The organism is Micromonospora polyrhachis (assembly GCF_014203835.1).
Lineage (GTDB): Bacteria > Actinomycetota > Actinomycetes > Mycobacteriales > Micromonosporaceae > Micromonospora_H > Micromonospora_H polyrhachis.
In genome coordinates, this window is the sequence record NZ_JACHJW010000001.1 from 5,645,770 (window position 1) to 5,666,437 (window position 20,668).

A 20,668-nucleotide genomic window follows, 5' to 3' on the forward strand; every position below is an offset into this window, starting at 1 on the left:
CGTCGCCCAGTTGGCCCCGCCCACCTGGCCGCTGCGGGCCCGCTCCAGTGACCCGGACCGCGCCGGATGGGACAGGGCTACGCCCGCGTCGCCGCGTACGGAACAATCGGGCACTGTGCCCGTACCCGAAGTGACTGAAGGTGGCATCCCCACCACCCCGGCCGCGCCGACGGCGCCCGGCCCGGCGCGGCCCTCCGCGCTCGATCCGGAGATCGCCGCCCGGCTGCGCCGCACCCCCGACGGCCTGGTCGCCGCCGTGGTCCGGCAACACGACTCCGGCGAGGTGCTGATGCTCGCCTGGATGGACGACGAGGCGTTGCACCGGACCCTGACCACCGGCCGGGCCACCTACTGGTCGCGTAGCCGGCAGGAACACTGGGTCAAGGGCGCCACCTCCGGGCACCACCAGTACGTCCGCTCGGTGGCGCTGGACTGCGACGGGGACGCGCTGCTGGTCAGCGTGGACCAGGTCGGCCCGGCCTGCCACACCGGCACCCGGAACTGCTTCTCGATCGAGTTGCCGGTCTCGGGCGGCGACGCCCTTCCGAGGGAGCACGAGTGACCAGCGGAGCCGTGAGCCCCGACGAGGCGGCCTTCCACACCCGGGCCCGGCACCGGCGGGTGGTGCCGGTGACCCGACGGCTGCTCGCGGACGGGGAGACCCCGATCGGGGTCTACCGCAAGCTGGCCGGCGGCCCCGGCACGTTCCTGCTGGAGTCCGCCGAGCAGGGGGCCGGCTCGGCCGGCATCGCCTGGTCCCGATACTCGTTCATCGGGGTACGCAGCAGCGGCACCCTGATCGAGCGCGACGGCCGGGCCCACTGGCTGGGTAACCCACCGAACGGACTGCCGACCGACGGCGACCCGGTGACGGTGCTCCGCGACACCGTGGCGGCCCTGACCGGTCCGGCGGATCCGGGGGACGGGCCGGCGATGCCGCCGCTGACCGGGGGAATGGTCGGCTATCTCGGCTACGACCTGGTCCGCCGGTTCGAGCGGCTGCCCGAGCTCGCCGAGAACGACCTCGGCGTGCCCGAACTGGGCATGATGCTCGCCACCGACCTGGTGGTGCTCGACCACTTCGAGGGCTCGGCGATCCTCGTGGCCAACGCGGTGCTGCCGGTCTCCGACGAGCCGGACCGGGAACGGTCGGTCGCTGCCGCGTACCACCAGGCGGTGGGCCGGCTCGACGCGATGACCAGCGCCCTGTCCCGGCCGATCCCGCCGATGATCTCCACGATCGAGCGCCCACCCCCCGGTGAGGTGGTCGCTCGCACCCCGGAGGGCGGCTACCAGAAGGCGGTCGAGGTCGCCAAGGAGGCGATCCGGGCCGGCGAGTGTTTCCAGATCGTGCTCTCCCAGCGGTTCGAGCGGGAGACCGAGGCGGACCCGCTGGACGTCTACCGGGTGCTGCGCGCCACCAACCCGAGCCCGTACATGTACCTGCTGCGCTTCGACGGCTTCGACATCGTGGGCTCCTCGCCGGAGGCGCATCTCAAGGTGACCGGATCGGTCGACGGTACCCAGCGGGCGCTGCTACACCCGATCGCCGGCACCCGGCCGCGTGGGGCCACCCCGGAGGCCGACGGCCGGCTCGCCGCCGAACTGATCGCCGACCCGAAGGAACGCGCCGAGCACGTCATGCTGGTCGACCTGGGCCGCAACGACCTGGGCCGGGTCTGCGAACCGGGCACGGTCGAGGTGCCCGAGTTCGCCACGATCGAGCGTTACAGCCACGTCATGCACATCGTGTCGACGGTGGTGGGCACGCTGCGCGCCGATCGGGGCGCCTTCGACGCGCTGGCCGCCACCTTCCCCGCCGGCACCCTCTCCGGCGCCCCGAAGGTACGCGCCATGGAGATCATCGAGGAGTTGGAACCCACCCGTCGGGGACTGTACGGCGGCACGGTCGGCTACTTCGGGTTCAGTGGGGACATGGACATGGCGATCGCCATCCGTACCGCCCTGTTCCGTAACGGACGGGCGTACGTGCAGGCCGGGGCGGGTATCGTCGCCGATTCAGAGCCGGCCGCCGAAGAGCAGGAGACCCGCAACAAGGCGGCGGCCGTACTGGCGGCGATCGCGGCGGCCGAGACGCTGCGGCCGGCCCGATGAGCGGACCGGAGACGTCGACCGGCGACGAAGGGACCGGTGCGGTGGAGGCCGGCGACGGTGCGGGGACCGGTGCGGTGGAGGCCGCCGACGGAAGGACCGACGCGGTGCGCAACGACGAAGGGACCGACGCGGTACGGATGGGTGCCGTCGACACCGAGGTTCACGGGAAGGCCGCCCGGCGGCAGTTGGCGTACGCCGTCCTGCTCTGCTTGGTCGGTGCTGGTCTCGCGGTCTTCGCGGCGACCCGGATCTGGGCGGTGGAGGTGACCGCCCGGCCGGCCCCGCTGCCCAGTGTGCGGGTGACCCGTACCGGTGGGGAACTGCTGCCCTGGTTGCCAGCGCTGGCGGTGGTCGGGCTGGCCGGCGCCGGGGCGGTGCTGGCCACCCGGGGGATGGGGCGACGACTGGTCGGGGTGTTGTTGCTGCTCGTCGGGTTGGCGGTGGCGGTCGGCGGTGGTTATGGCGTGGCGGGACTGGCCCACGAGGACACGACGGTGGGCTGGCCGGCGCTCTGCGTACTGGGTGGGGTGCTGGCCTTGGCCGGCGGTGCGGTCACCGTGCTGCGTGGTGGGAGCTGGCCGGTGATGGGGGCCCGCTACGAGCGCCGGTCGACCCGGGAGAACTCACCGGTCCAGGACGGTTCGGCGGCCGGCTCGATGGCGGCGAACGATGGCAAGGGCCCGGTGGTGGCCCGGCGCACGGTGGCGGCCTGGGACGCTCTGGACCGGGGTGAGGATCCGACGGTCAGCTGACCAGCTTCCTGGTGGCCGACTCGTTCCTCCGGCCGGTCAACTCGTCGGCCTTCGGCACGGTCAGCGCGGCGACCATCCGGCGGACCTCCTCGCGCTGGTGGGCTCGGTCCCGGTCGGCGCAGACCGCGGCCCAGGCGTTGTCCTGGGCGGTGCGGCCGGCGGTCTCCCCGGCCATGGCCCGTTCGATGGTGTGCGCCACGCCGATGGCGACCGCGGTGACGGCCCGGGAGATGGCGGCTAGGTCGATGGTCGATCCGGGCTCGACGGTGTTCATGGTCCACTCCACGACGAGAAGCGATCCGACGGGTCGGGCAGTCTGTCGCACATCAGTCTGCCTGACACTGATGCTGCCCAGCTGGTGTTTCCCGTGGGTTACCCGGCCGTCGACATGTCGTGTCGCTCACGGGGAACCCGTATCGAGCAACATCGTGGTTCGCCCAGCGCTTCCTTGACCTGCGTCACAGCTGTCGACACCGATGCGCGCCGATGGTGCGTAGTGACGTGGAGTAATTTCTTGCTTACGAGAGGTCGGTCATTATGCACCAGTCCATCTCGTGAGGCACGCCATACCCCCGGCTGCGACTACTCTCTGCCGCCCCCTAGCATCGGCCCATGACACCCGGAGAGGGGAGTCCGCTGGTGACTGCTGAGCATGGGCACACGAGGGAGGACGCGGCCGGTCCGGCACCGTCCGCGAACGTGCTTGACGAAATCCTGGCCGGGGTGCGGGAGGATGTCGCGCGCCGACAGGAGCAGATTCCGCTTGAGCAGATCCGGGAGCTGGCCGCCGCCGCGCCACCGGCCCGCGACGCGTACGCGGCACTGCGCCGGCCAGGGGTGGCGGTGATCGCGGAGGTCAAGCGCTCGTCGCCGTCGAAGGGGCAGCTGGCCGAGATCGCCGATCCCGCCGATTTGGCCGGTGAGTACGCCTCGGGCGGGGCCCGCTGCATCAGCGTGCTCACCGAGGGCCGGTGGTTCGGCGGGTCGCTGGACGACCTCGCCGCCGTCCGCGCCGCCGTCGACATCCCGGTGCTGCGCAAGGACTTCGTCGTCTCCAGCTACCAGGTGCACGAGGCCCGGGCGCACGGTGCCGACCTGGTGCTGCTCATCGTCGCCGCCCTGGAGCAGAACGTCCTGGTCGGCCTCCTCGAACGGATCGAGTCGCTGGGCATGACCGCCCTGGTCGAGGTGCACGACGAGGAGGAGGCCGACCGCGCGTTGGCGGCCGGCGCGCAGGTGATCGGGGTCAACGCCCGTAACCTGCGTACCCTCGAAGTCGACCGGTCCGTCTTCGAACGGATCGCACCCGGCCTGCCCAACAACGTCGTGAAGATCGCCGAGTCCGGCGTGCGCGGGCCGCACGACCTGATCCGGTACGCCTCGGCCGGTGCCGACGCGGTGCTGGTCGGCGAGGGACTGGTCACCAAGAAGAGCCCACGCGAAGCGGTGGCCGAGCTGGTCAACGCGGGCAACCACCCGGCCACCCCCCGTCCGGTCCGCTGAGTCGGGTCGGTGGCGTGCCGGTCAGTGAGAGGACGACGATCCGATGAGCACGACCGCGCTGGCCTCGGCGGCCGGCCTGCTACCTGACCCCGACGGTCACTTCGGCCGCTACGGCGGCCGGTTCGTGCCGGAGGCGCTCGTGGCCGCGCTCGAACAGCTCGACACCGCCTACCGGCACGCCATGGCCGACGAGGCGTTCCAGGTCGAGTTCGCCGCGCTGCTGCGCGACTACGCCGGCACCCCGTCCCGGCTCTACCGGGCCGAACGGCTCTCCGCGCAGGTGGGGGCCGAGATCCTGCTCAAGCGGGAGGACCTCAACCACACCGGAGCACACAAGATCCGCAACGTGCTCGGGCAGGCACTGCTGACCAAGCGGATGGGCAAGACCCGGGTCATCGCCGAGACCGGGGCCGGCCAGCACGGGGTGGCCACCGCCACCGCCGCCGCCCTGCTCGACCTGGAGTGCGTGGTCTACATGGGGGAGGTGGACACCGAACGGCAGGCGCTCAACGTGGCGCGGATGCGGATGCTGGGTGCCACGGTGATCCCGGTGACCACCGGCTCCCGCACCCTCAAGGACGCGGTCAACGAGGCGCTGCGCGACTGGGTGGCCCACGTCGACGAGACGCACTACCTGCTCGGCACCGCCTCCGGGCCGCACCCGTTCCCGGCGATGGTGCGCGACTTCGTCCGCGGCATCGGGGTCGAGGCCCGCCAGCAGTGCCTGGACCTCACCGGGGCGCTGCCCGACGCGGTCACCGCCTGCGTCGGGGGCGGCTCCAACGCGATCGGTATCTTCCACGCCTTCATCGGCGACGAGGGCGTCCGGCTCTACGGCTTCGAGGCCGGCGGGGATGGCGTTACCACCGGCCGGCACGCGGCCAGCATCACCGGCGGCTCCTCCGGGGTGCTGCACGGTGCCCGCACCTACGTCCTACAGGACGAGGACGGGCAGACCGTCGATTCGCACTCGATCTCGGCCGGGCTGGACTACCCGGCCGTCGGGCCGGAGCACGCCTGGCTCCACGACACCGGCCGGGCCAGCTACCTGCCGGTCACCGACGCCGAGGCGATGGCCGCCTTCCAACTGCTCTGCCGCACCGAAGGGATCATCCCCGCGATCGAGAGCGCGCACGCCCTGGCCGGCACCCTCCAGATCATCCCGGCGCTGACCGAGGAACTCGGGCACCAACCCACCATCGTGGTCAACCTCTCCGGCCGGGGCGACAAGGACGTGCACACCGCCGGCACCTACTTCGGCATCCTCGACGAGGAGCAGGCATGAGCATCTCGGTCGCGTTCGACAAGGCCCGGGCCGAGGACCGGGCCCTGCTGGTCGGCTGCATGCCCGCCGGGTTCCCGACCGTCGACGGCAGCATCGCGGCGATGATCGCGATGGCCGAGGCCGGCGTCGACGTCATCGAGGTCGAGCTGCCCTACTCCGACCCGGTCATGGACGGCCCGGTGATCCAGCGGGCCAGCGACATCGCGCTCGCGGGCGGCGTACGCACCCGGGACGGGCTGCGCGTCATCGAGGCAGTCGCCGCCACCGGCGTTCCGGTGGTCACGATGACCTACTGGAACCCGATCGAGAAGTACGGGCCGGACGCGTTCGCCCGGGACCTGGCCGCCGCCGGGGGCACCGGTCTGATCACCCCCGACCTGATCCCCGACGAGGCCGACGAGTGGTTGGCCGCCTCCGACACGTACGGCCTGGACCGCACCTTCCTGGTCTCCCCCTCGTCCACCGACGCCCGGATCGCCATGACCGTCAACCACTGCCGGGGCTTCGTCTACGCCACCGCCCTGATGGGGGTCACCGGCGCGCGGGAGCAGACCTCCGAGGCGGCACCCGCCCTGGTGGAACGGGTCCGGGCGGTCACCGACCTGCCGGTCGGAGTGGGGCTGGGCGTGGGTAACGGCGCCCAGGCGGCCACCGTCGGAAGCTACGCCGACGGCGTGATCGTCGGCAGCGCGCTGGTCCGGTGCCTGCTCGACGTACCCGACCAGGCGACCGGGTTGACCGCGTTGCGGGGGCTCAGCGCCGAGCTGGCCGAGGGCGTACGCGCCGCCCGCCGGTGAGCGCCGACAGCCGCAGACCCATGTTGCCGGCCAGCCCGGGGTGCCGCTGGCCCGGGGTGCGACGGTAGCGTATGCAAGCGTGAACCTCGCCTCACTGTCCCCCCAGGCGGCCCTGCCCAGTCCCAGCACCGCGGTCTGGCACCTCGGCCCGGTTCCGATCCGGGCCTACGCCCTGTGCATCGTGCTCGGCATCGTGGTCGCCGCCGTGGTGACCGAGGTCCGGCTGCGTCGCCGGGGCGTGGCCCCCTGGGCGGTGCTGGACATCGCCGTGTGGGCGGTACCGGCCGGCATCGTCGGTGCCCGGATCTACCATGTGATCACCTCACCGCAGGCCTACTTCGGCGAGGGCGGTAATCCGATCGAGGCCCTCTTCATCTGGGAGGGCGGGCTCGGCATCTGGGGTGCGGTCGCCGGCGGCGCGGTCGGTGCCTGGCTCGCCGCCCGGCAGCTCGGCATCCCGCTGACCGTGGTCGCGGACGCGCTGGCCCCCGGTCTGCCGCTGGCTCAGGCGGTCGGCCGGTTCGGCAACTGGTTCAACAACGAGCTGTACGGCGGCCCGACCACCCTGCCCTGGGGCCTCCAGGTGCACGAGATGTCGAACAACCAGGCGGTGCTCGACCCGGCCGGCAAGCCGATCCTCGAACCGGGCCTCTACCACCCGACCTTTGCCTACGAGGCGCTGTGGAACATCGGGGTGGCGGTGCTGGTTCTCCTGGTCGACCGGCGGTGGAAGCTCGGCCGGGGTCGGGCCTTCGCGCTCTACGTGATGGGCTACACGGCCGGTCGGTTCTGGATCGAGATGATGCGTACCGACGAGGCGAACGAGATCCTCGGCCTCCGGCTCAACGTCTGGACCGCGGCGCTGGTCTTCCTCGGTGCGCTGATCTACTTCCTCCGGGTCCGTGGCTTCCGCCAGTATCTGATCCCGCTGGCCCCGGCCATCACCGAGCCACCCGCCCGGACCAGCGACGTCGGCCAGGTGGATGTGTCCGGCAAGGTGGAGACCGCCGAGGCGGTGCCCCTCGGCTACCGGGTGGTGACCGAGGAGCAGTACCGGATCTATCAGGAGACCGGCGAGGTCCCGCCGGAGACTGAGGTGGATCCGGCGGCCGGCACGAAGACGGCCGAGACCCGCGCCGCCGACCGGGACACCGACACCGACCGGGATGCTGACCTCGACCGGGACACCGACACCGACCGGGACACCGACACCGACCGGGACGTCGACAACGACGGCGATGCCGTGCCGCGGCCGGCTGACCGGGACCGCTGAGCGAAGGAGCCGCACCGATGCGTACGGCGGTGGTGGTGGGGGCGGGCCTCGGCGGCCTGGCCGCCGCAGGCGCGCTGGCCCGGTCCGGTTGGCAGGTGACCCTCCTCGAACGTAACGACCGGATCCGCGCGGAACGTACCGCCCTGGTGTTGTGGCCCAACGGGGTCCGGGCATTGCGGGCACTCGGCCTGGGCGGCGGGCTGGACGCCATCGCCACCCCGCTGCCCGACACCGGGATCCGCCGGCCCGACGGGCACTGGCTGGTGCAGCCGAGGGCCACGGCGGTCGAACGCGCCCCGGTGGTCGTACACCGGGAGGACCTGCACGACGCGCTCATCGCCGGCCTCGGCGACCGGGTCGAGATCCGTACCGGGATGGCGGTGCGGACGGTGCGTACGACGGCGGGTGAGCGACCGGCGGTGGGCGACGAGCGGTCCACCGTCGAGGCCGACCTGGTGGTGGCGGCGGACGGCGTCGACAGCGTGGTGCGCCGCCGGCTCGCCCCGGAGGCCACGGTGGTCAGCTCCGGTTGCGCGGCCTGGCGCGCCGTCATCCCCTGGTACCGCGCGCCGCAACTGCCGCCGGACCGGCCGGTGGGGAGTGAGACGCTCGGTGCCGGCTACCGGTTCGTGGCGGCGTCACTGGGGGAACGCGGGTCGTCCGGCGGCTCCACCCGAGGTGGCATCTACTGGGTGGCGACCGCGGCCGGGGCGTCCCGGCCGGAGTCACCGGAGACCCAACTGGCCCTGCTCCGCCGGTGGTACGCCGACTGGCCAGCCCCGATCGGCGAGTTGCTGGCCGCGACCGAGCCGGACGATCTCGTGCAACAGGAGGTACGCGAGCTGCGGCCGTTGCCCCGCCGGTACGGTTTCCCGGTCGGTCCGGGTGGCTTCGTCCTGCTGGGTGACTCAGCCCATGCGATGCCGCACCACCTGGGCCAGGGTGCCTGCCTGGCCTTCGAGGACGCCGCGACATTGCAGGCGGTCACCCGGGAGGCGGTGCCGGGCAAACCGTTGTGTGCGGCGGTGGAGTCCTACAGCACGGTGAGGCTGCCCCGGACGGCGACCATGGTGCGGCAGACCCGTCGCATGTCCGCCGTGTTACAGACCCGGGGCCGGCTGGCCCTGCGGGCCCGGGACGCCGCCCTGGGCAGGATCACACCGAGGCTGCTGGGCAGCGCCGCGTCGGCCGCCGCCCAGTGGGAACCGCCCCGCTGAGGTCGTTACCGCTGCGGATGGTCATCGCGGGGCACGCCACATCGGGTACAGGGTCGGCCCGTCCGGCAGGTCGAGGGTGACCGGCAACCGGGTGAAGCCGAGTCGCTCGTAGAGCGCCGCGTTCCGTGCCGTGCTGGCCTCCAGGTACGCCGGCTGACCGGCCTCGTCGAGCTGTTCGAACCGGTGCCGCAGCAGCGTCGCTCCGACGCCGTGGCGCTGCCGGTCCGGTCGGACGGCGATGAACGGCAGGTACTGGTGGTCCACGTGGTGCGGGTGGTGCGTGGCCATCAGTTCGTCCAGGATCCGGAAGCGTCCGGTGGCCGGAACACCGATGACCGTCTCGTAATGCTTGGTCAACTGCTCGTCGGGAGCGGCCGGGACGGTGACGTCGACGGGGAGCCAGAGCGCTACTCCGGCGAGGTCGGTGGTGGTGTGGACCAGTCCCTCGACCATCGCGAGTTCGACGAAGGGGCGGAAGAAGGCCGGATGCCGCAGTGCCCGTTCATCGGCGTCCGGAAAGATCCATCCGCTGACCGGATCGGCGAGGAAGGCGGTGGCCAGCACGGTGGTCAGTTGGTCGAGTTCGGCTCCGGTGGCGTGCCGGACCCGGGGTTGCTCGGTGATCACTGGTGACTCCAGGCAGGCAGGGGCGGAGGTGTCGGGGCGGTGGGACGGATGGTCACCGGTCGATCCGAGTGCTGACGAGTTCGGGCTCGCGCTGACGCTCTGCTGACGCCCATTCGTCGGCGGGGCGGCCGATACCGGCGTAGACCCGCGGCCGGACCGTGCGGAGCAGCATTCCCCAGAACAGTCCGGCGGCGGCGGCGCAGCCGATCACGCTCGGCAGTAGCCAGGCCAGGTAGGCGGGACTGGTGGGGGCGAGCAGAGCGTCGAAGTTGACGACCAGCACGGCGAGGATGGCCAGTAGTGCGAGGGTGGCCGAGGCGGGCGCGACGACACGTTGCCACGCGCTCTCCCCGGTGTGCGGGTGTCGACGGAAGTAGCCGACGACCGCGGCGGAGGTGAGCGTCATCAATAGCACCACACCGACGGCGGAGAGCCCACTGAACCAGGTGAAGAGATCGATGACGGGGTCTCGTCCGGTAGCGGCGAAGCCGAGGACGACGACCAGGGCGAGCAGGGTCTGGGTTGCCGAACCGGCGACCGGGGCTCCGGTACGGACACCGATGCGGCTGAGGAAGCGGGGCAGCACCTGTTCCCGACCGAGGGCGAACAGATAGCGGGCGACGCTGTTGTGGAACGAGAGCAGGGCGGCGAGGACGGAGGTGATGAACAGGAGGTTGGCTACGTCGGCCACCAGCACGCCGACGTACTGGGCCAGGGTGCCGAAGATCGCCCCGGCCCCGGCCTCCGCCGAGGTGGCCACGACGTTCGCCGGGCCGGTGACCACGGTCAGCGACCACGCGGAGAGTGCGTAGAACAGGCCGGTGAAGGCGACGGCGATGTAGGTGGCACGAGCGACCGTACGGCGCGGGTCCTTGACCTCCTCGCTGTAGATGGCACCGGACTCGAAACCGGTGAAGGAGGCGATTCCCAGTGCCAGTACCGCCCCGAGCCCGACGGTGAAGAGGTTGCCCGGGTCGAGGCCGTCGAAGGTGATGATGCCGCCGGCCGGGTTGCTCAGGGCGGCTATGTCGAAGACGGCTACCGCGACGCATTCGAGGAGCAGCAGCACCGCCAGCACGGTGGCGTTGAGGTCCACCCGGAGCAGGCCGAGGATGCCGACCACCGCCCAGGCGAGTAGCGCCCAGAACCACCAGGCCAGACCGACGTCGAACTTCGTGTCGACGAAGTCGGCGACGATCGCGCCGAAGAGCCCGTACAGGCCGATCTGGATGGTGTTGTAGGCGGCCAGGGCGATGAAGGAGCCGGCGACGCCGCCGGCCCGGCCCAGGCCGTTGGCGACGTAGGAGTAGAAGGCCCCGGCGTTGGAGACGTGCCGGCTCATCGCGGCGTAACCGACCGCGAAGAGGCCGAGCACGGCGGCCAGCAGCACGTACGACACCGCGCCGCCGATGTTGCCGCTGACCGCGTACATCGTGGTGACCCCACCGCCCAGGACGGTGAGGGGCGCCGAGGCCGCCACGGTGAAGAAGACCAGATGACCTGTGCCGAGTCGGCCCCGGCGTAGGCCGTTCTCGAATGAGGGGATTTCCGTAGACATAGACGTTCCTCGGATGATTAGGGGTTGTCTCGATCGAGGCTTTTCGAACAGTAGAAGGATCCTGCTAATGCGGCAAATCTATGTCTATCGATCTATAAAATGTTTTTGCGATGTTGCCGATCTGAGATGCGGATATCGGGTAATCGGGGTTGAAGGCATCGTGTGCATGCCGTACGGTCCGGCATCGATGTGGGCGCCAATCAACGCGTCCCGATGCCTCGTCAGGGACGGGATACAGTGGATTACTGGCTCATCGGCGACCAGCGCCTTGCTGATCAACTCTTTCTCATCGCGCATGACAATCACACGGGTAAGCCGCTGGTCGGTCCGCACAATCTCGACGCCGCACTGGCTGGCGCGGTCCTGGTCGAGTTGGCGCTCGATGGTCGGATCAAGTTCGTCGACGGCAGGATCCACGTCATCGACCATCGACTGTGGCGGGAGGAGGTCACCGACGAGGTACTGACGGAGATGGTGCGGCGCGGGGACGGGCACACCATCCAGGCCTGGTTGGCGCACCTCGGTCCCCGGGTGCGGGAACTTGTGGGTCGTCGACTGGCGAACGCGGGCCTGGTGGCGCGCAGGGAGAGTCGAGGACTGACGATGCGGGTGTCCGTGCGTTGGCCGGGAATCGACCCGGATGTGGTCGCCCGACCCAGGGTGCGGCTGGGAGCGGTGCTCAGTCAGCACGACCAACTCGACGTCAAGACCGCCGCGCTGGCGGCGCTGGTGCATGCCGGCGGAATGACGCGGGTGCTGAACCTCTTCGACCGGTCGGTCACCGACCGGGTCGGGGTCGCCCGGCGGTTACTGCCGAAGGTCCTGGTGGACCTACTCGACGCCGTCGACCGGGCCGTCGCCGCAGCGACGTTGACCGTACGACGCTGACTTGCCGTATTGGCCGCACGCGTTGCTGCTGTTTTCTCTGGGATCAGACCGGACGGGTCGGAGAACCGCCCGAGTCTCCCGCCCTGCTTTATAAAATACACTTTCCACGAAGTTGCTCCGCCGAACGCTATTGACTAGCGCGGATAGCTTGCCCTGACTAGCACGGATTGTTGGCTGTTCCCGAGTTGGACAGCGTCTGCCCGTTGCTCAGCGTCACGGTCATCGACCAGGGTGCGGACGAGCCGAATAGCTCGCTGGTGTCTGGATCATTGGGCGGAATCGTCCCCGATATCGTCGTACCGCCGCTGATCGAGAGGCGGTAACTGTTCGCGTGAACCCCTCCCGTGCTGCCGTGCCAACCGGTGGCGGACCTGGCCGTGCCGTTGCGAACCGTACCCGACAGGTGTAGCACCCAGCCTCCGCCGGCCGCCCAGACACACTCCGTACGCGCACTGGCCGACAACGTCGCGTTCGTTGGCGCCGCCGTGCGGGGCGGGGCCGAGGAGCGCGTCGGTCCGGGGGCCGGGTCCTGCGGCTGCGAGGGTGTCGACCGGGGTGGCGAGGTGGGCCCGATGGGCGGGGTGGCCGTCGCATCCGGGGAGGCAACGTCTGTCGGCCCGATGGTGGACGACGTTGGTTCCGCCGCCTCCGGGTCGCCGACCACGGGTGCGACATCCGCCGGTGGCTCTGCCTCCACCGACCCGGGGTCGGGTCGGGCGAGCCATACCACCCCGGTGGTGAGAAGGGCGGCGAGCAGCGCGGCGACCGGGACCAGCCAGCGGCGAACCCGGCTGTTCGGCCTCGCCGCTGGTCGGTATCCGCCGGAACTCTCGCTCCCGGGGGCATCGGACGACGGCTGGCCGTTCGGCTTGCGGTGCCGTCCGCCGATCTTTCTGTCGACCTCTTCGCCGGGACTGGCGCCATCCTGGCCGGCGGTGGCTTGCGACGCGGTGGCGGCTAGATCGGCGGTGGCTTGCGACGCGGTGGCGGCTAGGTCGGCGGTGGCTTGCGACGGGATGGCGGCTAGGTCGGCGGTGGCTTGCGACGCGGTGGTGGCTAGGTCGGCGGGCGCGGGGGTCTGTGCGCCGGGGGTCTGTGCGTCGGGCAGGAGCGCGCCGCAGAACGGATTACGGCAGTAGAGGTTGCCGCTCTTGTCCTGTCGTTGCCCACAGGAACCGCATACGACAGCCATCCAAGCCTCCGCGGGGCCGGTCAGGTTTGCCGCATTCTATGGCTCGGAGGACGCCGCGACGTGTTCAGTTGGACAAACCAGCCGTCCTATCAGGAACCACTCAACTCTCCGCAGGTCGCTCAATCGCCGTACTCAGGGCGCGAGTACGGCGGCGGGCTCGGCGATGCAGGCGGTGCCCACCCGGCGGAACCCGGTGCGCAGGTAGACCCGGGCGATCTCCTCACTGCCTGCCGAGAGGAACACCAGGTCCACGCCGTCGTCGAGCATCCGCCGGGCCAACGCGCCGGTGACCGCCGCGCCGAGGCCCCGTCGTCGGGCGACCGGCAGGGTGGCCACGCCCGCGATCTCTGCCGCGTCACCGACCCGCATCGCCAATCCGCTGGCCAGTACGCCGTCGGCGGCCGACTCGGCCAGGGCGGTCACCCGTCGGCCGGTCTCCGCCCGGGCCAACTCCTCGGCCAGCGCCTCCGGCGTCGTCTCGACGCGGGCGGTATCGCGCTCGGCCGGCCCGGCGTCACCGGTCGCCGTACCGGCCGCGGCGAATCCGACGGCGGCGACGGCCCGCCGGGCGGCGATGTCCGTACAGAAGTCGTCCGAGGCGGGATCCACGATCCGTACCGGGATGTCGGAAAGCTCGCTCGGTGCTGGCAGGGCGGTGGGGTCCAGCACCATCAGGGGCGCCTCGAGTACGGAAAGACCCGCCGACCGAGCGACCGGCAGCAGATCCGGGCTCTGCTCGTGGACCCATTCGAATGCCTCGGGCACCCCCAGGTCACGCTGCCGCTGACGGACGGCGAGGATGTCGGCGGCCGACGGCGGGCCGGAAGCGTCCCGGCGAGGGCGGGCATAGAACGGCCAACCATCGCCGTCTTGGACGAACAGGGTCAGCCCTCCGAACTCCTCCGGATGGCCCCCATCTCGGGGCAGGGCGTCATAGAACTCTTCCAAGCGGGCAAACAGCTCATCGTTCGGCATGGCCACTGCGCGGGACCATCCTTCCCAGATCGTGGACGTGTGATCAATCTTTACTGGTAATGCCGGCTGTGCCCTAACGTAGACTCAGCAACACCGCAGGGCCGACGTCGTCCCGACCAGGAATGAAGACCCGTGACGACAGGAGGCCCGGTGGCCCTTCCGTACCCTCAGCGACCGCACCTCACGCCAGACCGTGACCAGCCGGTTCCGCAGGCCGCCGGTCTGTACGACCCGGCCCAGGAGCGCGACGCCTGCGGGGTGGCCTTCGTCGCGGACCTGCACGGTCGTCGCTCGCACGACGTCGTGGCCAAGGGACTGTCCGCGCTGCGTCGGCTCGACCACCGGGGTGCCCGGGGAGCCGAGGAGAACACCGGCGACGGCGCGGGGATCATGATCCAGGTGCCGGACGCCTTCCTGCGGGCGGTCGTCGACTTTCCCCTCCCTCCCGCCGGGCAGTACGCCACCGGCCTGGTCTTCGTCCCGGCCGAGCCCGCCGCCGAGGCGCGCGCCCGCACCGTACTGGAGAAGTACGCGCTGGTCGAGGGAATTGAGGTCCTCGGCTGGCGAGAGGTGCCGGTATGCCCCGACGACCTCGGCGTGACCGCGCTCGACGCCCGCCCGGCGATCCGGCAGGTCTTCCTCGCCGCGCACCGGCTCACCGACAGCCCGGCCGGTCGGGCCGGGGACGCGTTGACCGGGATCGACCTGGACCGGGTTGCCTTCGCGGTACGCAAGCAGACCGAGCGGGAGACCGCCGAGCGCGGCATCCCGGTGTACTTCCCGTCGCTGTCGGCCCGCACGATGGTCTACAAGGGAATGCTGACCCCGGACCAGTTACCGGCCTTCTTCCCGGACCTGACCGACCAGCGGATCGCCAGCGCCATCGCCCTGGTGCACTCCCGGTTCTCCACCAACACCTTCCCCTCCTGGCCGCTGGCGCACCCGTTCCGGTTCGTCGCGCACAACGGCGAGATCAACACCATCCGGGGAAACAAGAACTGGATGCAGGCCCGCGAGGCGCTGCTGGCCAGCCCGGACCTCCCCGGCAGCATCAGGCGGCTCTTCCCGGTCTGCACCCCGGGCGGCTCCGACTCGGCCAACTTCGACGAGGTCCTGGAGCTGCTGCACCTGGCCGGCCGCAGCCTGCCGCACGCGGTGCTGATGATGATCCCGGAAGCCTGGGAGAACGACCCGGAGATGGATCCGGCGAAGCGGGCCTTCTACCGCTTCCACGCCAGCCTCATGGAACCCTGGGACGGGCCGGCGTCGGTCGCCTTCACCGACGGCTCCCAGGTCGGGGCGGTGTTGGACCGCAACGGGCTGCGCCCCGGCCGCTGGTGGCAGACCACCGACGGGCTGGTGGTGCTGGGCAGCGAGGCGGGCGTACTGGACCTCGACCCGGCCACGGTGGTGGCCAAGGGGCGGCTGCAACCGGGCCGGATGTTCCTGGTCGACACGGTGGCTGGCCGAATCGTGCACGACGACGAGATCAAGGCGGAGCTGGCCGCTGCCGCGCCGTACGTCGACTGGCTGCACGCCGGACTCATCGAGCTGGCCGATCTGCCGCCCCGGGAGCACATCGTCTACACCCACGACTCGGTACGCCGTCGCCAGCAGACCTTCGGCTACACCGAGGAGGAGCTGAAGATCCTGCTCGGCCCGATGGCGCGTACCGGGGCGGAGCCGCTGGGCTCGATGGGCACCGACACCCCGATCGCGCCCCTGTCTACCCGGCCCCGGCTGCTCTACGACTACTTCCACCAACTCTTCGCCCAGGTGACCAACCCGCCGCTGGACGCGATCCGGGAGGAGTTGGTCACCAGCCTCCAGTCCACCATCGGTCCGGAGGGCAACCTGCTCGACCCGGGCCCGGCGAGCTGCCGGCAGATCGTGCTGCCGTACCCGGTGATCGACAACGACGAGCTGGCCAAGATCCTCTCCATCGACGAGGACGGTGACCTGCCCGGCTTCAAGGCGGTACGGGTCTCCGGGCTCTACCGGATCCGGGACGGCGCGGCCGGTCTCAAGGGCCGGCTGACCGAGATCTGCCGGCACGTCTCCGAGGCGATCGAGGACGGGGTCCGCATCCTGGTCCTCTCCGACCGGGACTCCACCGCCGACCTCGCCCCCATCCCGTCCCTGCTGCTCACCGCCGCCGTGCACCAGCACCTGGTGCGCGAGCAGACCCGTACCCGGGTGGCGCTGATCGTGGAGTCCGGCGACTGTCGGGAGGTGCACCACGCCGCCGTCCTGATCGGCTACGGCGCGGCGGCGGTCAACCCGTACCTCGCCTTCGAGTCGGTGGAGGACCTGATCGCCACCGGCGCGCTGACCGGAGTGGACCCGCGTGTCGCGATCCGCAACTACGTCAAGGCGCTCGGCAAGGGCGTCCTGAAGATCATGTCGAAGATGGGCATCTCGACGGTGTCGTCGTACTGCGGTGCCCAGGTCTTCGAGGCGGTCGGCCTGGACCACCGGCTGGTGCAGCGCTACTTCGCCGGCACCCCCGGCAAGATCGGTGGCATCGGCCTGGCCGGGATCCACACCGAAGTCGCCGCCCGGCACACGCTGGCCTGGCCACCGGCTCCCGTCGGCCTGGTGCCCGGCGGTCCGACGCGGACCGGGCCGGTGACCGGCGACGCCGAGCCGCACCGGCGGCTGCCCGTCGGCGGCGAATACCAGTGGCGACGCGACGGCGAACAGCACCTGTTCAACCCGGAGACGGTCTTCCTGCTGCAACACGCCACCCGCAGCCGGCAGTACGACGTCTTCCGGCAGTACACCGCCGAGGTCGACGAGCTGGCCGCCCAGGCCGGCTCGCTGCGCGGACTCTTCACCCTGCGCACCGGGGTACGCCCACCGGTGCCGTTGGACGAGGTCGAGCCGGCCAGCGAGATCGTCAAGCGCTTCTCCACCGGGGCCATGTCGTACGGCTCGATCTCGGCCGAGGCACACGAAACGCTGGCCGTGGCGATGAACCGCCTCGGCGGCAAATCCAACACCGGCGAGGGCGGCGAGGACGTCGACCGGCTGCACGACCCGCAGCGGCGCTCGGCCATCAAGCAGATCGCCAGCGGCCGGTTCGGCGTGACCAGCGAATACCTGGTCAACGCCGACGACCTCCAGATCAAGATGGCGCAGGGGGCCAAGCCGGGCGAGGGCGGGCAGCTGCCCGGCAACAAGGTCTGGCCGTGGATCGCCCGTACCCGACATGCCACCCCGGGCGTCGGGCTGATCTCCCCGCCGCCACACCACGACATCTACTCCATCGAGGACCTGGCCCAGCTCGTCCACGACCTCAAGTGCGTCAACCCGGCCGCCCGGGTGCACGTCAAACTGGTCAGCGAGATCGGCGTCGGCACCGTCGCCGCCGGGGTGGCCAAGCTCAAGGCCGACGTCATCCTGATCTCCGGGCACGACGGTGGCACCGGCGCGTCCCCGCTCAACTCGCTCAAGCACGCCGGTACGCCGTGGGAGCTGGGGCTCGCCGAGGCGCAGCAGACCCTGCTGCTCAACCGGCTGCGCGACCGGGTCACCGTCCAGGTCGACGGTCAGCTCAAGACCGGCCGGGACGTACTGGTCGCGGCGCTGCTCGGCGCGGAGGAGTACGGCTTCGCCACCGCCCCGCTGATCGTCTCCGGCTGCGTGATGATGCGGGTCTGCCACCTGGACACCTGCCCGGTCGGCATCGCCACCCAGAACCCGGTGCTGCGTGAGCGGTTCACCGGCAAGCCGGAGTTCGTGGAAAACTTCTTCCTCTTCCTCGCCGAGGAGGTCCGTGGCTACCTGGCCGAGTTGGGCTTCCGCACCCTCGAAGAGGCGATCGGACAGACCGAGCTGCTCGACTTCGCCCCGGCGGTGGCGCACTGGAAGGCCAGCGGGCTGGACCTGCGGCCCGTACTCCAGCTCCCGGAACTGCCGGCGGACGCGGCCCGGCGCGGCATCCGGGCCCAGGACCACGGCCTGGCGCAGGCGCTGGACAACGAACTGCTGACACTCGCCGAGCCGGCGCTGCGCGACGGCACGCCGGTCCGGGCCGAGGTGCCGGTACGCAACGAGCACCGCAGCGTCGGTGCGATGCTCGGCGGTGAGGTGACCCGGCGGTACGGCGGAGTCGGCCTGCCGACGGACACCATCGAGTTCGCCCTGCACGGCACCGCCGGCCAGTCGCTCGGCGCGTTCCTGCCGGCCGGGGTGACCCTGCGGTTGTACGGCGATGCCAATGACTACCTCGGCAAGGGGCTCTCCGGCGGGCGGATCGTGGTCCGGCCGGACGCCGCCGCGCCGTTCGTCAGCGCCGACGCCGCCCCGGGGGTGCGCGCCGAGGACCAGATCATCGCCGGCAACACCATCCTGTACGGAGCCACCGCCGGTGAGGTGTTCCTGCGCGGCCGGGTGGGGGAGCGGTTCGCGGTCCGCAACTCCGGCGCGGTGACCGTGGTCGAAGGAGTCGGCGACCACGGTTGCGAGTACATGACCGGCGGCACGGTGGTGGTGCTCGGGCCGACCGGACGCAACTTCGCCGCCGGCATGTCCGGCGGTACGGCGTTCGTCTGGCGGCTGGACCGGCGTCGGGTCAACACCGAACTGGTCGACCTCGCGCCGCTGACCGACGACGAGCGGGTGACCCTGCACAACCTGGTGCAGCGGCACTTCGCCGAGACCGACTCTGCCCTGGCCGAGCAGCTGCTCAAGCACTGGCCGGAGACGGTCGAGGAGTTCACCGCCGTGGTCCCCCGGGACTACAAGCGGGTAATGGAGATCATGCGGGCCGCCGAAGCCGCCGGCCACGACGTCGACGACGCGGTGATGACCGCGCTGGCCGCCCCGGCGACCGGCCCGGCCGCACCGGTCGCCCCCGCCCAGCGGGCGTCCCAGGAGGTGGCTCGTGCCTGACCCCAGTGGTTTTCTGCGCCACGGACGGCAGTTGCCGGCCCGCCGGCCGGTGCCGGTGCGCATCGCCGACTGGCGGGAGGTCTATCCGCCGGCCGACGAGGAACTGACCCGACAGCAGGCCACCCGGTGTATGGACTGCGGCATCCCGTTCTGCCACGACGGCTGCCCGCTGGGCAACCGCATCCCGGACTGGAACGACCTGGTCCGTACCGGTGGCTGGGCGGCGGCGATCGAGGCGCTGCACGCCACCAACAACTTTCCGGAGTTCACCGGGCGGCTCTGCCCGGCCCCCTGTGAGGCGGCCTGCGTGTTGGGCCTCGGTGACGACCCGGTGGCCATCAAGCAGGTCGAGGTCGAGATCATCAACCGGGCCTTCGACCGGGACCTGGTCACCCCGGCACCGGTCGCGCCGGCGACCGGCAAGCGGGTCGCGGTGGTCGGCTCCGGCCCGGCCGGACTGGCCGCCGCCCAGCAACTCGCCCGAGCCGGTCACGCGGTCACCGTGTACGAGCGCGACGACGCGATCGGCGGCCTGCTCCGTTATGGCATCCCCGACTTCAAGTTGGAGAAGGAACACATCGACCGGCGGATCGCTCAGCTGGCCGCCGAGGGGGTGCGCTTCGAGACCGGGGTCGACGTCGGCGTGCACGTCACCGCGGAGCAGTTGCGGGCCGAGTACGACGCGGTGCTGCTCGCCTGCGGGGCGCTCGCCGGCCGGGACACCCCGGAGACGCCGGGCAGGACCCTGCGCGGCGTCCATCAGGCGATGGAACATCTGGTCGCGGCCAACCGGGTGGTCAGTGGCGGGGCTGAGCCTGCCGTTTCCTCGCGACTGCGGGGCTCGCAAGCTCACTCCTCGCGCTCGGGCAAGGTATCGACTCCGATCGACGCTGCCGGCAAGCATGTGGTGATCATCGGTGGCGGGGACACCGGGGCGGACTGCCTGGGTGTGGCCCATCGGCAGGGCGCGGCCGGCGTACACCAGCTCGACCAGTATCCGCAGCCACCGCGTACCCGGGATGCCGACCGCGACCCGTGGCCTACCTGGCCGTGGATCCTGCGGGATTATCCCGCCCACGAGGAGGGCGGCGAACGGGTCTTCGCGGTGGCGGTGCAGGAGTTCGTCGACGACGGCACCGGCGCGGTACGGGCGATCCGGATCGCCGAGGTGACCGTGCAACGACGCGACGGCCGGCGGATCGTCACCCCGGTTCCCGGTACGGAACGAGAGCTGCCGGCCGACCTGGTGCTGCTGGCGATCGGCTTCGAGGGGACCGAGGAACAGCCGCTGCTCGACCAGCTCGGGCTGACCCGCAACGGACGGGGTGCCATCGACGCCCGCCCGGACTGGCAGACCTCGACCGACGGGGTGTTCGTCGCCGGGGACATGCACCGGGGCGCGTCGCTGATCGTCTGGGCGATCGCCGAGGGACGGGCCGCCGCAGCGGCGATCCACGCCTACCTCGGTGGGCTCGGCACCCTGCCCGCTCCGGTCTCCCCCTCGGCCCGGCCGCTGGCGGTGCGCCCGTAGCGGCTGTCCGGCACTTCTCGGCTGCCTTTGCTCTGCCTCCCTGGGAGGTGACGGCGATT

Annotated in this window: 16 protein-coding genes; 11 read left to right on the plus strand and 5 right to left on the minus strand. The window is 71.1% G+C overall.

Annotated elements, in window-relative coordinates; translation table 11 throughout:
* Nucleotides 1-130 precede the first annotated feature (130 nt).
* The 3 genes from hisI (at nt 131) to FHR38_RS25055 (ending at nt 2,867) form a co-directional block, all read left to right on the plus strand.
* Nucleotides 131-562: a phosphoribosyl-AMP cyclohydrolase gene (gene hisI, locus FHR38_RS33330; protein ID WP_312882598.1), complete on the plus strand. Its 432-nt coding sequence runs from the start codon at nt 131-133 to the stop codon at nt 560-562.
* Entirely contained in the window at nt 559-2,115 is a 1,557-nt protein-coding gene (locus FHR38_RS25050) for an anthranilate synthase component I (RefSeq protein WP_184536958.1), read from the plus strand. The genes hisI and FHR38_RS25050 overlap by 4 nt, the downstream gene beginning before the upstream one ends.
* Before the next feature lie 137 nt (nt 2,116-2,252).
* Nucleotides 2,253-2,867, plus strand: coding sequence for a Trp biosynthesis-associated membrane protein (locus FHR38_RS25055; RefSeq protein ID WP_184540172.1), 615 nt, complete (start codon nt 2,253-2,255; stop codon nt 2,865-2,867).
* Here the strand turns inward: FHR38_RS25055 and FHR38_RS25060 are convergent.
* Nucleotides 2,860-3,141 carry a hypothetical protein gene (locus FHR38_RS25060; RefSeq protein WP_184536959.1) on the minus strand — a complete coding sequence of 94 codons (282 nt, stop codon included), beginning with the start codon at nt 3,139-3,141 and terminating at the stop codon, nt 2,860-2,862. The two genes, FHR38_RS25055 and FHR38_RS25060, sit on opposite strands and share 8 nt — an antisense overlap.
* 425 nt (nt 3,142-3,566) lie before the next feature.
* Between FHR38_RS25060 and trpC the strand changes: the two genes are divergently transcribed.
* The 5 genes from trpC to FHR38_RS25085 all read left to right on the plus strand — a co-directional run bounded on the left by trpC (nt 3,567) and on the right by FHR38_RS25085 (nt 8,942).
* The gene (gene trpC / locus FHR38_RS25065) at nt 3,567-4,370 is read left to right on the plus strand and encodes an indole-3-glycerol phosphate synthase TrpC (RefSeq protein ID WP_184540175.1); all 804 of its coding nucleotides are present in this window, start codon (nt 3,567-3,569) and stop codon (nt 4,368-4,370) included.
* A 43-nt stretch (nt 4,371-4,413) separates the two neighbouring features.
* Nucleotides 4,414-5,655 carry a tryptophan synthase subunit beta gene (trpB, locus tag FHR38_RS25070; RefSeq protein ID WP_184536960.1) on the plus strand — a complete coding sequence of 414 codons (1,242 nt, stop codon included), beginning with the start codon at nt 4,414-4,416 and terminating at the stop codon, nt 5,653-5,655.
* Nucleotides 5,652-6,452: a tryptophan synthase subunit alpha gene (gene trpA, locus FHR38_RS25075; RefSeq protein ID WP_184536961.1), complete on the plus strand. Its 801-nt coding sequence runs from the start codon at nt 5,652-5,654 to the stop codon at nt 6,450-6,452. The genes trpB and trpA overlap by 4 nt, the downstream gene beginning before the upstream one ends.
* Before the next feature lie 79 nt (nt 6,453-6,531).
* Nucleotides 6,532-7,725: a prolipoprotein diacylglyceryl transferase gene (gene lgt / locus FHR38_RS25080; RefSeq protein WP_184536962.1), complete on the plus strand. Its 1,194-nt coding sequence runs from the start codon at nt 6,532-6,534 to the stop codon at nt 7,723-7,725.
* A gap of 17 nt (nt 7,726-7,742) precedes the next feature.
* Nucleotides 7,743-8,942 carry an FAD-dependent oxidoreductase gene (locus FHR38_RS25085; protein ID WP_184536963.1) on the plus strand — a complete coding sequence of 400 codons (1,200 nt, stop codon included), beginning with the start codon at nt 7,743-7,745 and terminating at the stop codon, nt 8,940-8,942.
* Nucleotides 8,943-8,963: 21 nt separating this feature from the next.
* On the opposite strand, the gene FHR38_RS25090 is transcribed toward FHR38_RS25085, so the two are convergent.
* Nucleotides 8,964-9,569, minus strand: a complete 606-nt coding sequence (locus tag FHR38_RS25090) for a GNAT family N-acetyltransferase (protein ID WP_312882398.1) — start codon at nt 9,567-9,569, stop codon at nt 8,964-8,966.
* Between the two features lie 52 nt (nt 9,570-9,621).
* Nucleotides 9,622-11,127: an APC family permease gene (locus tag FHR38_RS25095; protein WP_184536964.1), complete on the minus strand. Its 1,506-nt coding sequence runs from the start codon at nt 11,125-11,127 to the stop codon at nt 9,622-9,624.
* A gap of 237 nt (nt 11,128-11,364) precedes the next feature.
* On the opposite strand from FHR38_RS25095, the gene FHR38_RS25100 reads away from it, so the two are divergent.
* Entirely contained in the window at nt 11,365-12,015 is a 651-nt protein-coding gene (locus FHR38_RS25100) for a GOLPH3/VPS74 family protein (RefSeq protein WP_184536965.1), read from the plus strand.
* A gap of 157 nt (nt 12,016-12,172) precedes the next feature.
* Here the strand turns inward: FHR38_RS25100 and FHR38_RS25105 are convergent, their stop codons facing one another.
* A complete protein-coding gene (locus FHR38_RS25105) occupies nt 12,173-13,207 on the minus strand; it encodes a hypothetical protein (protein ID WP_184536966.1) in 1,035 nt (344 codons plus the stop codon).
* Between the two features lie 132 nt (nt 13,208-13,339).
* Entirely contained in the window at nt 13,340-14,188 is an 849-nt protein-coding gene (locus FHR38_RS25110; RefSeq protein ID WP_376771434.1) for a GNAT family N-acetyltransferase, read from the minus strand.
* Nucleotides 14,189-14,332: 144 nt separating this feature from the next.
* Here FHR38_RS25110 and gltB point away from each other — a divergent pair, with 144 nt between their 5' ends.
* Together gltB and FHR38_RS25120 are read left to right on the plus strand one after the other, a co-directional pair.
* Entirely contained in the window at nt 14,333-19,078 is a 4,746-nt protein-coding gene (gltB, locus tag FHR38_RS25115) for a glutamate synthase large subunit (protein ID WP_184536968.1), read from the plus strand.
* Nucleotides 19,071-20,609 carry a glutamate synthase subunit beta gene (locus FHR38_RS25120; RefSeq protein ID WP_184536969.1) on the plus strand — a complete coding sequence of 513 codons (1,539 nt, stop codon included), beginning with the start codon at nt 19,071-19,073 and terminating at the stop codon, nt 20,607-20,609. Before gltB ends, FHR38_RS25120 begins: the two co-directional genes overlap by 8 nt.
* The last annotated feature ends 59 nt before the right edge of the window (nt 20,610-20,668 follow it).

Bases quoted from the DNA above. Each gene is read 5' to 3' on its own strand.
- FHR38_RS25060 (WP_184536959.1), bottom strand. From the start codon at position 3,141: ATGAACACCGTCGAGCCCGGATCGACCATCGACCTAGCCGCCATCTCC.
- FHR38_RS25085 (WP_184536963.1), top strand. From the start codon at position 7,743: ATGCGTACGGCGGTGGTGGTGGGGGCGGGCCTCGGCGGCCTGGCCGCC.
- FHR38_RS25105 (WP_184536966.1), bottom strand. From the start codon at position 13,207: ATGGCTGTCGTATGCGGTTCCTGTGGGCAACGACAGGACAAGAGCGGC.
- trpB (WP_184536960.1), top strand. From the start codon at position 4,414: ATGAGCACGACCGCGCTGGCCTCGGCGGCCGGCCTGCTACCTGACCCC.
- FHR38_RS25095 (WP_184536964.1), bottom strand. From the start codon at position 11,127: ATGTCTACGGAAATCCCCTCATTCGAGAACGGCCTACGCCGGGGCCGA.
- FHR38_RS25055 (WP_184540172.1), top strand. From the start codon at position 2,253: ATGGGTGCCGTCGACACCGAGGTTCACGGGAAGGCCGCCCGGCGGCAG.
- trpA (WP_184536961.1), top strand. From the start codon at position 5,652: ATGAGCATCTCGGTCGCGTTCGACAAGGCCCGGGCCGAGGACCGGGCC.